The sequence below is a fragment of the Shewanella sp. SM87 genome (assembly GCF_025653705.1).
Lineage (GTDB): Bacteria > Pseudomonadota > Gammaproteobacteria > Enterobacterales > Shewanellaceae > Shewanella > Shewanella oncorhynchi.
In genome coordinates this window covers 179,502-192,437 of record NZ_JAKKSC010000004.1, presented here as the reverse complement: position 1 = coordinate 192,437, position 12,936 = coordinate 179,502, and the positions used below count along the sequence as shown (strand labels likewise).

The 12,936-nt window shown below is 45.9% G+C and carries 9 protein-coding genes; 8 read left to right on the top strand and 1 reads right to left on the bottom strand.

Annotated features, from left to right (window positions below):
- The first annotated feature begins 44 nt into the window (after positions 1-44).
- The gene (locus tag L5M11_RS04990; protein ID WP_263186001.1) at positions 45-731 is read left to right on the top strand and encodes a SapC family protein; all 687 of its coding nucleotides are present in this window, start codon (positions 45-47) and stop codon (positions 729-731) included.
- A 102-nt stretch (positions 732-833) separates the two neighbouring features.
- On the opposite strand, the gene L5M11_RS04985 is transcribed toward L5M11_RS04990, so the two are convergent.
- Positions 834-1,751: a sulfite exporter TauE/SafE family protein gene (locus L5M11_RS04985; RefSeq protein WP_263191546.1), complete on the bottom strand. Its 918-nt coding sequence runs from the start codon at positions 1,749-1,751 to the stop codon at positions 834-836.
- Positions 1,752-2,246: 495 nt separating this feature from the next.
- On the opposite strand from L5M11_RS04985, the gene L5M11_RS04980 reads away from it, so the two are divergent.
- The 7 genes from L5M11_RS04980 to nagX all read left to right on the top strand — a co-directional run bounded on the left by L5M11_RS04980 (position 2,247) and on the right by nagX (position 12,678).
- The gene (locus L5M11_RS04980; protein WP_263186004.1) at positions 2,247-3,263 is read left to right on the top strand and encodes a substrate-binding periplasmic protein; all 1,017 of its coding nucleotides are present in this window, start codon (positions 2,247-2,249) and stop codon (positions 3,261-3,263) included.
- Positions 3,263-4,750 carry a methyl-accepting chemotaxis protein gene (locus L5M11_RS04975; RefSeq protein ID WP_263191545.1) on the top strand — a complete coding sequence of 496 codons (1,488 nt, stop codon included), beginning with the start codon at positions 3,263-3,265 and terminating at the stop codon, positions 4,748-4,750. Before L5M11_RS04980 ends, L5M11_RS04975 begins: the two co-directional genes overlap by 1 nt.
- Positions 4,751-4,778: 28 nt before the next feature.
- The gene (locus L5M11_RS04970; protein WP_263191544.1) at positions 4,779-7,577 is read left to right on the top strand and encodes a family 20 glycosylhydrolase; all 2,799 of its coding nucleotides are present in this window, start codon (positions 4,779-4,781) and stop codon (positions 7,575-7,577) included.
- Positions 7,578-7,799: 222 nt separating this feature from the next.
- A complete protein-coding gene (gene nagK, locus L5M11_RS04965) occupies positions 7,800-8,735 on the top strand; it encodes an N-acetylglucosamine kinase (RefSeq protein ID WP_263191543.1) in 936 nt (311 codons plus the stop codon).
- 17 nt (positions 8,736-8,752) lie between these two features.
- Positions 8,753-9,751 (top strand): glucosamine-6-phosphate deaminase NagB-II, encoded by a 999-nt coding sequence (gene nagB-II / locus L5M11_RS04960; protein ID WP_028760900.1) that lies wholly within the window; start codon positions 8,753-8,755, stop codon positions 9,749-9,751.
- A gap of 133 nt (positions 9,752-9,884) precedes the next feature.
- Positions 9,885-11,054 (top strand): N-acetylglucosamine-6-phosphate deacetylase, encoded by a 1,170-nt coding sequence (gene nagA / locus L5M11_RS04955; RefSeq protein WP_263191542.1) that lies wholly within the window; start codon positions 9,885-9,887, stop codon positions 11,052-11,054.
- 469 nt (positions 11,055-11,523) lie between these two features.
- A complete protein-coding gene (gene nagX / locus L5M11_RS04950) occupies positions 11,524-12,678 on the top strand; it encodes a transmembrane glucosamine N-acetyltransferase NagX (protein ID WP_263191540.1) in 1,155 nt (384 codons plus the stop codon).
- Positions 12,679-12,936: the final 258 nt, after the last annotated feature.

Genomic DNA, 12,936 nt, shown 5'->3' with positions numbered 1-12,936 from the left:
AATTGTACGAGTTATATAGAAAAATATTAACAAGGAAAATAAAGATGACAACACATTATGTCCCTTTGAATGATTCTATTCATAGACACTTAAAAGTGAAAAACATTGTTGACTATAAATTTTTTGAAAACATGCACATGTTGCCTCTTCAGGTTCAAGAGTTCATGTCAGCAGCGACGAGCTTTCCTATTATATTTACCAAAAATTCTCAAACAGGTGAATTCTTACCTGTAGCAGTTACATCTTTAAAAGAAAATTCGAACAAATTGATGATAAATGGTAGATGGATTGCTCGTTATTTACCTATTCAAGTTCAATTGTATCCTTTTGGTGCGAGTTATATTGATAATAAAATCATTATTGGAATTGATCTAAATAACTCGTCTGTGTGTGAAAGCGGTGAAAATTCTTTGTTTACAGCTGATGGCGATAATACTGCTTATCTCAATACGCAGCTAGAGTTGGCCAGTCTTCAGGCTGACTATCAGGAAATGACAAAACATTTTATTAAGACTTTAATACAGCATGAGCTATTACAGCCTAGAACATTAACAGTAAATGCTCTGGACTGTACTAAGACCAACATTAATGGTATTTATACCGTTGATGAACAAAAAATTCATGAACTAGACGAAAGCGTTATGCTGGATTTTGCAAAACGTGGATTTTATTCTGTGATTTATGCACACCTTTGTTCTCTTAGTTTAATTGATTTAGTTATGGATAAATAACATTTAAAGAATGGTGTCATGCTGTATTGGTGGCATCAAATTATACGATTTATTTATGCTAGCTTTAAATTTAAGTAATGAATATGAATCACTTATAAATTTCTAACTCGCCAACATGACGCTACCCGTCAAAATGATCCAAATGGAGAAAAAGAGTTTTAATACTTTTACTGGGAGAAAGAGTGCTAATTTACGAGCGAGTAATCCTCCGATAATGGCGCCAGGGCCTGCGAATAACACTAACTCAAAGAGGGCATGGCTATTTGTTGAAAAAATATGGATAGGGCTTGCCGACCAGACTGTAATCGCAGAAACAACAACGCCAGTGGCGACCGACATTTTGGCGCATAGTCCCCTTATCATGAGATAAATGACGACTAATTCACCGACGCCTACCGATAACCAAGCTGTGATAATACCGCCGAAATAGCCAATGAGAGCGAGCCAAAGAAAATCGACCGGCATTATAGAGCGATTGATTTGTGTGCTACTTTTGCTACTAATAACGATGGCGATACCGAGTACAATCGAGAAAATGCTAAAGCTGGTGTGTAGCGAAGAGGGCGAATTGAGTTGTAGTAATTGGCTACTCCAGAAACCTAAGACAGAAAAGAAGGCTGCAAGTAATGATGCTTTTACAAAACCAGACCATGCATCATCTTCTCGGTGGTGCTTTTTATAATGCAGTGACCATGAAATCGCGCCTGCTGTCATGCCAAAGCATTGGATCATAAATGAAGTCGAGACACTTTGAGACTCACTAAAGTTGAGGCTCGAAAATACCGGAATAAAGATTACTCCACCGCCAGCTCCTGTCGAGTTAGCAAATATCGCTCCTGTGATTCCTAGAAAAACGAAGCGTCCATATTCTTGGATAAGATCAAATAGCGAATGAAAATGGTTAGCCCAAAATAACCAAGCTCCACAGAGTAGTAATACCAAACTGAGGTTTAGGTAATACCGATTTAAGCGCGGAGCAGGCTGGGTATTATTGGGCACAAGTGTGTTAATGGGATTCATCAATAGCTACCGTGATCTTTGTCATGTTATCGCTATGTTATCAATGAAAGACAGCGTTGTCACATAAGCTTGAATAAATAAAATAAACATTTTAAGTATTTGAATAGTTTGCATTAATTATGTCTATTCATAAAAAATAACAATAATTGTCAAAAAAATGTAGAAATCCTGTTCTTTCTTGTGTACTTTAATAATGACAACGCTGTCATCTGCTTGTGTGACGCGTTGTTTGTAAGGTCTGCATGAGAGGATGAGGTCTCCTTATCATGTGTTTGGCAGGAGTATTGCTGTCGGGCGGCGATACGTTTGTCTTTGATATTTTGATAGTCTCTCCCCAGAAACTAGCGTGGGCTGGGTACTGTAAGCAGTGCCCAGCCATTTTTTTAGGATGTTTTTACGGTATTACTCAACTGCCTACCTCAGCACTTGAACGTTAGCGGCATAGATAAATAAAACTCACTGGTATAAACCAGATAATAAAAGAGGCTGCAATTTATGGCGATTCATTTAACGGCTGTGATGCGTGTCATTGCAATTGGCATGACGAGTGTCATTGCCCATATCACCGCACTCATCATGACAAGAAGAACGGTTGGCATACCCCTGTTTATAATGGCATTAGCGTTTTTTTCAGCATTTTCCTCTTTTGCTGTATTTGCTACTGACACAGCTATAAACCATTTAGCTTCAAATTCTGATGTGTCTAAATCGTCTGCACAGGTTTCAAAAAAAATCACCACCGCGATACAGCAGGAATGGTTGCTAAAGTTACTTGAAGAAGCACTGCGGCGCTCGGATTCGGGTTATCAAGTGCAAGAAATGTCGACTCAAATGAATCAAAAGCGCAAGGTCGAAGAAGCACTCGCTGGGACAGTAGACGTGTTTTGGAGCATGACCTCAAAAGAATTGGAAGAAACTGTGCTTCCCGTGCGCATTCCATTGTTTAAAGGGTTACTCGGTAATCGGCTGCTGATTATCCGTAAATCGGATGAGGCACGATTTGCTAATGTGAAAACCATGGCGGATTTTAGGCAGTTAAAGGCGGGGCAAAATCGTTATTGGCCCGATGCCACGATTTTAGAAGCCAATGGATTACCCGTCGTCACTAGCTATCAGTACACCAATTTATACTCCATGTTAGAAGGCGGGCGTTTCGATTATCTTGCCCTCGGCGCCCAGGAAATTGGCGAAGAACTCGCAAATCACCCCGATCCTGCACTTAAGGTCGATAGCCATATCCTGCTGCAATATCGTTCGCCAGCTTATTTCTTTGTTTCCCCTAAGCGCCCTGAACTTGCTGCGGCCATTTCAGCCGGGCTTGAAAGTATGGTAAGGGACGGATCTTTTGATGAGATGTTCAATCGCGAGCTTAAAATTGAGCAGCTGTACCGTGAGGCTCAGTTTGAACAACGGGTGATTATCCGTCTTGATACACCTGATTTAAGTCCATTAACACCAATAGAACGCACAGAATTATGGTTAGATCTTTTTAGTATGCAAGGTGCAAAATAATGAAAACATTAGCCTTAAAAGTACAGATTGGATTAGCGGCAGCAATTTTTATGATTGTTAGCGTTCTGTTCGGTGCATCTTACTGGTTGGCGAGCGATAAATTGGCTGCCAGTGAAACTGAGTTTGAAGAAAATACCGTCGCCAATTTACAAGTGACCATGGCGCAGCCCATCTTCACCTACGATTATGAGCAGATCCGTGCAGTGCTATCTGTGATGCTTAAATCTGCGCAGATTTATCATATTGTCGTGAGTGACCATCGCGGTAAAGTGTTAGCCGAGAGTCAACAGGCTCAAACAGTGGCCGATGAGTATCTAGTGAAACGTGAAATTCAATTTGCTGAGCAAGGTAACCCAACGGGCCAATTGGTCATTCAGTTTTCTATGTTGCCTATTCGCGCTCAGTTGTCAGATTTACTCTTAGGTTATTTCTTGCAGGCGTTGTTAATTCTCGGTGGCAGTTTATTTGTTATCTTCATTATTCTTAAACGTTTAGTGATTAATCCACTTGGGAATGTGGTCCGTGCTATGGAAGAAATTGCCAGCGGTGACGGCGATTTATGCCACAGATTACCCGTTGAGAGTCAGGATGAGATTGGTCAGCTTGCCAAGGCATTTAATGGTTTTGTTGAGCAAATTCACTGCACGATTTCCAGAGTGCACGAAACCTCAGGGCAATTACTGGGCGATGCCAAAGCGCTTGGTTCATTGTCGCAAACCAACAATGATCGTGTGCAAACCCAACTAAAAGAAACCGAGGCCGCAGTGACGGCGGTAACTCAACTGAGCGCCAGTGCTAACGAAGTCGCCATTAATGCCAAGCGCACCGCGGACGTGGCGAGTCAGGCCGATAAAGCGGTCGATGACAGTCAGCGTCAGTTCGATTCGGGATTAGACATCACTCGTAAACTGGCATCTGAATTAGCCCGCTCGGCATTGTCCGTTTCACAGCTACAGCAAGAAACCCAAAAGATTGATGAAGTGGTCGTGGTGATCAACAGCATTGCCGAACAAACCAACTTACTGGCGCTTAATGCTGCGATTGAAGCGGCGAGGGCGGGTGAACAAGGGCGCGGGTTTGCTGTGGTGGCCGACGAAGTGCGCACCTTGGCGAGCCGAACTCAACAGGCCACAGGTGAAATACAGAAAATGATCCAGCAGGTCCAGAGCCGCGTGGCTGAAACTGTCACTGTGATGCAAGCGAGCCAAGCCCTTTCAACTCAGGGCGTTAACCGCTCAGAAGAAATTAAGTTAGTGCTTACTAAAGTGACTGATTTAGTCTCAAATATCAGTAATATGAACATCGAAGTTTCCCATGCGGCACAGGAGCAAACCTGCGTCACCGAAGCGATTTCTCGTACGTTAAATGATCTTGCCAATGTCTCAGGTTCAGCCTCACTCGATAGCGAGCACTTAGCGCACTCGAGCGAGCGACTGTTTCACCAAGGGGAAAGACTGCGGACGTTAGTAACTTCCTTCAGATTGTAGCCATTTCTGGAGCTAGATAAGGATAATCATGAAAAAAACACTCTCAGCAAGCGCCATTTTACTGGCTTTAGGATTAACGGCCTGTTCCGAGGCGCCTGTGACGCCTTCCGCAGCGTCAGCCGATAAGGCTGTGGCTCAAACACAGCAAGCTCAGGACGCATTAACTCAAGCGCAGTTACAACAACTCGGGGATTCGTTAGTCGTAACTTACCGTGTTGTGACCAATGTGCCAGACGATAAGTGCCTAAAAGATAAAGCCGATGGTCGCTGTTTTGTCGCTCAAATTGATTTCGTGCCCGGTATGGATTTAGCCAGCCAAGATTGGGAAATTTATTTAAGCCAAATGCGCCCAGTGCAATCGGTTGAAAGCGGTGAATTGACGATAACGCACGTTAAAGGCGATTTACATCGTATTACGCCAACGGCCGCTTTTAAGGGATTTGTTAAGGGCGAGAAAAAGCAACTGACATTCCGTGGTGAGCCGTGGCAATTGGCTGAAACCGACGCTATGCCAAACTATTACCTCGCAGCAAAAGGATTAGAACCCGTCATTATCGCCAGCACTCAAGTGGGTAAAGATGCCGAAACGGGTTTAGAGACGCGTCCGTATGTTGAAGGGTTTACGAATTTTAAAACCCAATATCAACGCACTGAAACGGATAAACTCGCGCCAGCCGATGCCGCGCAATTATTTAAAGCTAATCAAAGCGTGAGTGAAGATGCCTCCTTGGCTGTGGATACTATCATCCCAACGCCACAAAAGGTGAAGATCCATTCAACCGATACACCAGTATCCCTTGCTGGTGGTATTAAGCTCGAATATCAGCAAGATAACCCAGAGCAAAAGAGTCAAGTTGCGGCAGCGGTGGCACGTTTAGCTCGCCTGGGTGTGGCTGAATCTGCGAGTGGCATTACGGTGAAATTTGCCAGCCAAAAAGGGGATGAGGGCAGTTATCGCTTAGATATTCAGCCAACTGAAATTGTGATCGCTGCCAATGATGCAGCAGGCTTCTCTTACGGTTTGTCATCACTAGCAAGCCTTGTGGATGTGAATTCGCTGAAAATGAATGCCATGACCATTGAAGACCGCCCACGTTATCCGTTCCGTGGCATGCACATTGATGTGGCTCGTAATTTCCACAGCAAACAATTGTTGCTGGATTTGCTCGACCAAATGGCGGCTTATAAGCTCAATAAACTGCATTTACACATGGCTGACGATGAAGGTTGGCGACTCGAAATCGACGGGCTACCTGAGCTGACCGACATCGGTAGTAAACGTTGTCATGATCTTGCTGAAAATACCTGTCTGTTACCGCAACTGGGCAGTGGTCCTTTTGCGGAGTCGAGCGTTAATGGTTTCTATACTAAACAAGACTATATCGACATAGTGAAATATGCCGAGGCGCGTCAAATTCAAGTGATCCCATCGATGGATATGCCGGGTCATAGCCGCGCCGCGATTAAAGCGATGGATGCGCGTTTTCGTCGATTACAGGCTGAAGACGTAGAGCTTAAAAACACGGGCAAAGTGCAGGTTGTCCCTGTGCAGGAAACGGCAAATCAAGCTAACACAGCGGTAAAAGCGTTAGATGCGGGCGCTCGTCAATTGCAAGCAGAAGGAAAAACCACTGCAGCTGAGCAATATTTGTTATCCGATGCAAACGACAAAACGGTTTATTCTTCAGTGCAATATTACGACGACAATACGCTTAACGTGTGTATGGAGTCGACTTATCACTTTGTCGATAAAGTGATTGATGAAATTGCCAAGTTACACCAAGCCGCGGGTCAACCATTGACGCGTTACCACATTGGTGCCGATGAAACGGCGGGAGCTTGGAAACAATCTCCTCAGTGTTTAGCATTTGTCGCCAATAACGATAAAGGCGTTAAGTCGATAGATGACTTAGGCGCTTATTTTATTGAACGAATTTCGACTATGTTAGCGGCAAAAGGCATTGAAGCAGCAGGATGGAGCGATGGTATGAGCCATGTTCGCCCTGAAAATATGCCTGCTAAGGTGCAGTCTAATATTTGGGATGTGATAGCCCACAAAGGTCATTCGCGCGCCAATCAGCAGGCGAATCTCGGTTGGGAAACGGTGCTCTCTAATCCTGAGGTATTGTACTTTGACTTCCCCTATGAGGCCGATCCTAAAGAGCATGGCTATTACTGGGCGAGCCGCGCGACCAATAGCCATAAAGTCTTTAGCTTTATGCCTGATAATTTAGCCGCTAACGCCGAGCAATGGACCGATATTGAAAATCAGCCATTCGAAGCGGATGACAGAATAAAACTTGATGAGGCGGGTAAAAAAGTCTCTGGTCCAAGGGAGAAAGGCAAACCCTTTACTGGCTTGCAAGGGCAGGTTTGGAGTGAGTCGATTCGCAGTGATGATACGCTGGAATATATGGTGTTTCCGCGTTTGTTGATGCTGGCTGAGCGTGCTTGGCATCAAGCTGCGTGGGAAGTGCCTTATCAGTATCATGGCGCTGTGTATAACCAAAGCTCTGGGGCTTTTACCTTAGCCATGCGTGATGCACAGGCAAAGGAGTGGCAACAACTTGCGAATACCTTGGGCCACAAAGAGTTTATCAAGCTAGATAAAGCGGGGATTGATTATCGCGTACCGACGGTCGGCGCCGAGATCCGTGACGGTAAACTGTTTGCTAATATTGCCTATCCCGGGCTCAAACTTGAATACCGAAGTCTAAATGGCCAATGGCAAGTTTATCAAGCGGGATTGGCGGTCACTGCACCGATTGAGATCCGCGCCATTGCGGCCGATGGTATTCGTAAAGGCCGAAGTTTAATCGTTAACTAAATCGTTTTTATATCTGGCTGTATTTTAAAGATAAAGTACAGCCTTTTTGTTTTTCTATGTCAGTGATTTCCGATATTTTATTTTAGATGAAGAATTGCCTTAAAAAGTAAATGACAACGCTGTCATTTTTGCTGTAACATTGAGTTAACTAAAGTTGAGCGCTGTATTAACGGCAAATAATAAGCAACGGTAGCGCTGCATTGATAGGTGAAGAGGGGTGTCATGGGGTTAGTCCAGACAAAAGATCAACCACTGTTTATAGGTGTAGATGGAGGCGGTAGTAAATGCCGAGCCACCATCTACTCAGCAGAGGGTACCGTTTTAGGGACAGGTGTTGCTGGACGTGCAAATCCACTGCATGGTCTCACACAAACATTTGAATCCATTGAAGCATCGACTCGCCTGGCGTTGCTGGATGCGGGCATGAACGAGAGCGAAAGTCACTTGCTGGTGGCGGGTCTTGGTCTTGCTGGCGTAAATGTACCTAGGTTATATCAAGATGTTATCAACTGGCAGCATCCTTTTGCAGCCATGTATGTCACTACCGATTTGCATACGGCTTGTATTGGTGCCCACCGCGGTGCCGATGGCGCGGTGATCATCACGGGTACTGGCTCTTGCGGTTATGCCCATGTTGGTGATACCAGCTTGAGTATTGGTGGTTATGGTTTTGCCTTGGGCGATAAGGGCAGCGGTGCTTGGCTTGGATTAAAAGCCGCCGAACACGTGTTGTTAGCACTCGATGGCTTTGCCGTACCGACGCGATTAACCGATATGCTGTTGAATGAGTTTGGTGTCACCGATGCGCTAGGCATTGTCGAAAATCTAGCAGGTAAATCATCAAGTTGCTACGCCGCATTAGCCAGACGCGTACTCGATTGTGCCAATGAAGGTGACGCGGTAGCGACTGCTATCGTACAAGAGGGGGCTGATTATATTAGCGAAATGGCGCGTAAGTTATTTAGCCTAAATCCGGTGCGTTTTTCTATGATCGGTGGTCTTGCTGAGCCTTTACAAGCTTGGCTCGGTGCCGATGTGGTCGCTAAGATTTCAGAAACCTTAGCACCACCCGAACTCGGTGCTATGTATTTCGCCCAGCAAGAATTTAATAAGTCGTTGTCAGTGCACATAGGCACTGAAGCCAAATCCTGTATTTGAACGTGAAGGTAAAAGACATGACAAACACTATTATGGAACAAGAAGCACGCACTGCACCGCAAAAAATTGCGGGTCAATTAGAAGCTAACGCTGACATCATGCAGCAGTTAGGTGAGAAACTGCGCGCCTTCGCCCCTCGTTTTGTGATGATAGTAGGTCGCGGCTCATCGGATCATGCGGGAGTGTTCGCTAAATATTTATTTGAAATTGAAGCGGGTGTACCGACCTTCGCCGCCGCACCTTCAGTGGCGAGTGTGTATGGTAAAACCTTGAAACTCGAAGGCGCGTTAGTCATTGTGATTTCACAATCTGGCCGTAGCCCTGACATTTTGGCGCAGGCGCGTATGGCAAAAAATGCCGGTGCTTTCTGTGTTGCCTTAGTGAATGATGAAAGTGCACCGATTAAAGATATCGTCGATGTCGTTGTGCCTTTACGTGCAGGTGAAGAAAAAGCCGTTGCTGCGACTAAGAGTTACCTCGCAACGTTGTCGGCGATTTTACAACTCGCCGCCGCCTGGACTCAAAGCGAATCGCTCGCTAGCGCCGTCGCTTCTTTACCTCAAGCGCTGCAAACGGCGGTGGACGCTGAGCCGCAGCTCACGCCAGAATCCGTTGCCGACGTGAAGAACTTAGTCGTACTCGGCCGTGGTTTAGGTTATGCGGTATCCAAGGAAATCGCGCTTAAGCTAAAAGAAGTGTGTTCAATCCATGCCGAAGCGTTCAGTAGTGCCGAGTTCCTCCACGGTCCTGTGACTTTAGTTGAGAAAAAACTCACTATTGTTGATGTGTGCATTGGCGATGAATCCTACGCTAGCCATATCGAACAGATTGAAAACGTGAGCCAACGCGGCGCCGATTTAGTGCATCTGAATCAAACCTCGACTGACATTCACCCACGTGTGGCGCCGTTAGCGTTATTACAACGTTTCTATATCGATGTGGCTGCGGTTGCGATTGCCCGCGGTATCGATCCCGATCAACCTGCTGGCCTTAAAAAAGTGACCCAAACGCTCTAAGTTGCTTAGCTTTAAGCGGCAAAGTGTAAGAGGTCTAGGTAGGCTGCACGATTAAACATCTGCAGCTAAGTCAGCGCAGTTAACTTAATTAAAGACTTAAGTCACTCGTGTTATTTATTGAAAGAGGTTTGCGATGAAAATCACCTTGATCGCCGAGCGTATTTTCGATGGTGAATATTTCCATCAAGATGTGCCAGTGACTGTTGAAGACGGGCACATTCTGGCGTTTGATACGGTTGTTGGCGCGAAGGAAATCCGCCAAGCCGGAACGCTGGTGCCTGGTTTTATCGATGTACAAGTGAACGGTGGCGGCGGGGCGTTATTCAATGCCGATCCGAGTGTTAATTGCATTGAAACTATCGGCCGTGCCCATGCGCGTTTTGGCACGACAGGATTTTTACCTACGCTTATCACCGATGATGTCAGCGTGATGGCAAATGCGGCCGATGCAGTGGCCGAGGCTTTAGTCAAAGGTAGCGCTGGTGTTTTAGGAGTGCATTTTGAAGGGCCACATTTATCTGTGCCTAAAAAAGGTGTGCATCCACAGGGCTTTATTCGCGAAATCACCGATGCGGAACTCGCCGTATTTTGTCGTCAAGATCTGGGGATTAAAGTGGTCACGCTTGCGCCTGAGAATGTGTCACCAGAGGTGATCCGCACGCTTGTCGCCTCGGGCGTTAAGGTGTGTTTGGGTCATTCTAATGCCGACTACGATACTGTGGTTGCGGCATTAGCGGCAGGCGCGACGGGCTTTACTCATCTTTATAATGCGATGTCTCCTCTGGGTTCCCGCGAGCCGGGCATGGTTGGCGCGGCGATTGAGAGTGAAACCGCTTGGTGTGGTTTGATTGTCGATGGTCACCATGTGCATCCCGCGGCGGCAAAGGTCGCACTACGGGCAAAACCGAGGGGCAAAATGATGTTAGTCACCGATGCTATGCCGCCTGTGGGTATGGACGGTGAGACTAGCTTCGAGCTTTTTGGTACTCGAGTGTTAAGAGTCGGCGATAGATTAAATGCCGTGACAGGTGAGCTGGCGGGTTGTGTGCTCGATATGGCGACTGCGGTCAATAATACGGTGAACTTGTTAGGTTTACCTTTGGCGGAAGCCTTGAGAATGGCGGCGTTATATCCCGCACAGTTCCTCGGGATTGAGCATAAAGCTGGCCGTTTAGCACTGGGACATAGGGCTGACTTTGTCTTGCTCGATGCGCAGAACAAAGTGCAGGCAAACTACATTGCGGGACGGGCAGTCTATTCAGGGCCGATTTATGCGGGCCAGGCAATAGGGGCGCACCCTTAAATCGCTTTCGCAGTTTAGGTGATTTTTAACATCTATACCCAAACTACCTGAAAATGCAGGATTCAGCGGGAATTTAACGCACTTTAGGCAATGCCATTTATTGCTCCTGCATAAATGGCATTCACGCCATCCATGGCGATTGCGGTTATTTGCAGACCTAGTGGACTAAGTTAAAAATAACCAACGCAGTATAAAGTGCGTTAAAACCCGCCGGGACGGAGTGCCTAGGGCGCTCCACTTCCGTTTTGCATCAATTCAAAAGGTGGCCGACATTCTTTCATTGATGCGCCTTGAATTGAAGCACCCTAGGCGCTCTGAAACTCGTATCTTCAGGTAGCTTGGGTATAGCCCTTGTCGTATTTTGATGACAGGGGCTAAGTTTTTTTATTGTACAACACTAATTTTATACAGTATTAGTTTTGCTCAACTTTTATAAAAACTTTTAATAACAATAATAAAGGATGATGGCATGGGGACTACACAGATAAACGCAATTATGCCAGCAAAGGTGAATAAACCTAGGTTGATGTCTCTGGATGCACTGCGCGGCTTCGATATGTTTTGGATTTTGGGCGGTGAAGCTCTGTTTGGTGGCTTGCTTATTTTAACGGGCTGGGCAGGTTGGCAATGGGGCGATGAACAAATGCACCATAGCCAATGGCATGGTTTTCACTTCTACGATTTGATTTTTCCGCTGTTTATTTTCCTCTCTGGTGTGGCCTTAGGTTTATCTCCCAAACGTTTAGATAAATTACTGATGAAGGATCGATTACCTGTGTATCGGCATGGGATTAAACGACTCTTTTTATTGCTGCTACTGGGCATTTTATATAATCACGGTTGGGGTACGGGCGCGCCTGCCGATCCTGAAAAAATTCGCTATGCCAGTGTGTTAGGTCGAATCGCCTTTGCATGGTTCTTTGCCGCATTACTGGTGTGGCATACGAGCCTACGAACGCAAGTTATTGTCGCCTTGGGCATTTTACTCGGTTATGGCGCAATGCAACTTTGGTTGCCTTTCCCCGGTGGACAGGCGGGCGTGCTTTCGCCAACGGAATCCATCAATGCCTATGTCGATTCGATGTTATTACCCGGCATAAGCTATCAGGGACGTACACCCGATCCTGAAGGTTTACTGTCGACCATCCCCGCCATAGTCAATGCGTTAGCGGGTGTGTTTGTCGGCCACTTTATTGTTAAATCCCATCCTAAAGGTGAGTGGGTCAAAGTGGGATTACTCGCCGTAGCAGGTGGTGCTTGCTTAGCCTTAGGTTGGCTGTTGGATCTTATTATTCCGGTCAATAAAGATCTGTGGACCAGTTCATTTGTGCTGGTGACGTCGGGCTGGAGCATGCTCCTACTGGCGGTATTCTATGCACTAGTCGATGTGCTTAAGTGGCAAAAAGCCGCATTTTTCTTCGTGGTGATAGGCACCAACGCCATCATTATTTACCTAGCCTCGAGTTTAGTGGATTGGAAATATATCGCCCAAAGCGTGTTTGGCGGCTTAGTGATGGCCTTGCCTGAAAATGCTCAAGCGTTAGCTGCGGTTATCAGCTTACTTGCGGTGCAGTGGCTGGTGTTATATTGGATGTATCGCCGCAATATTTTTGTCAGAATTTAGTCTGTTTGCTTAATCGCTTGAGATAAGCCGCACGCACTCAGTGTCTGCGGCTTTTTTTACATTATTTTCTGGATGTGAGTCATCACTTACTTATAACTTATCAGTTGGCCAATCGATGATTACGAGGGAATATTCGCGAGAATTTATTAAATGACAGCGTTGTCTTTTTGTGTTATTTGTTTTAACATCACTGAAACAATGGTGCGTTTGGATGATAACATTAGCCATTGCGGACGAGTCGCGATACGGATATTCGGG

Excerpts from the sequence above, each read along its gene's own strand:
- nagB-II (WP_028760900.1), top strand. The coding sequence starts at position 8,753 with ATGACAAACACTATTATGGAACAAGAAGCACGCACTGCACCGCAAAAA.
- L5M11_RS04985 (WP_263191546.1), bottom strand. The coding sequence starts at position 1,751 with ATGAATCCCATTAACACACTTGTGCCCAATAATACCCAGCCTGCTCCG.
- L5M11_RS04980 (WP_263186004.1), top strand. The coding sequence starts at position 2,247 with ATGGCGATTCATTTAACGGCTGTGATGCGTGTCATTGCAATTGGCATG.
- nagX (WP_263191540.1), top strand. The coding sequence starts at position 11,524 with ATGGGGACTACACAGATAAACGCAATTATGCCAGCAAAGGTGAATAAA.
- nagK (WP_263191543.1), top strand. The coding sequence starts at position 7,800 with ATGGGGTTAGTCCAGACAAAAGATCAACCACTGTTTATAGGTGTAGAT.
- nagA (WP_263191542.1), top strand. The coding sequence starts at position 9,885 with ATGAAAATCACCTTGATCGCCGAGCGTATTTTCGATGGTGAATATTTC.
- L5M11_RS04975 (WP_263191545.1), top strand. The coding sequence starts at position 3,263 with ATGAAAACATTAGCCTTAAAAGTACAGATTGGATTAGCGGCAGCAATT.
- L5M11_RS04970 (WP_263191544.1), top strand. The coding sequence starts at position 4,779 with ATGAAAAAAACACTCTCAGCAAGCGCCATTTTACTGGCTTTAGGATTA.
- L5M11_RS04990 (WP_263186001.1), top strand. The coding sequence starts at position 45 with ATGACAACACATTATGTCCCTTTGAATGATTCTATTCATAGACACTTA.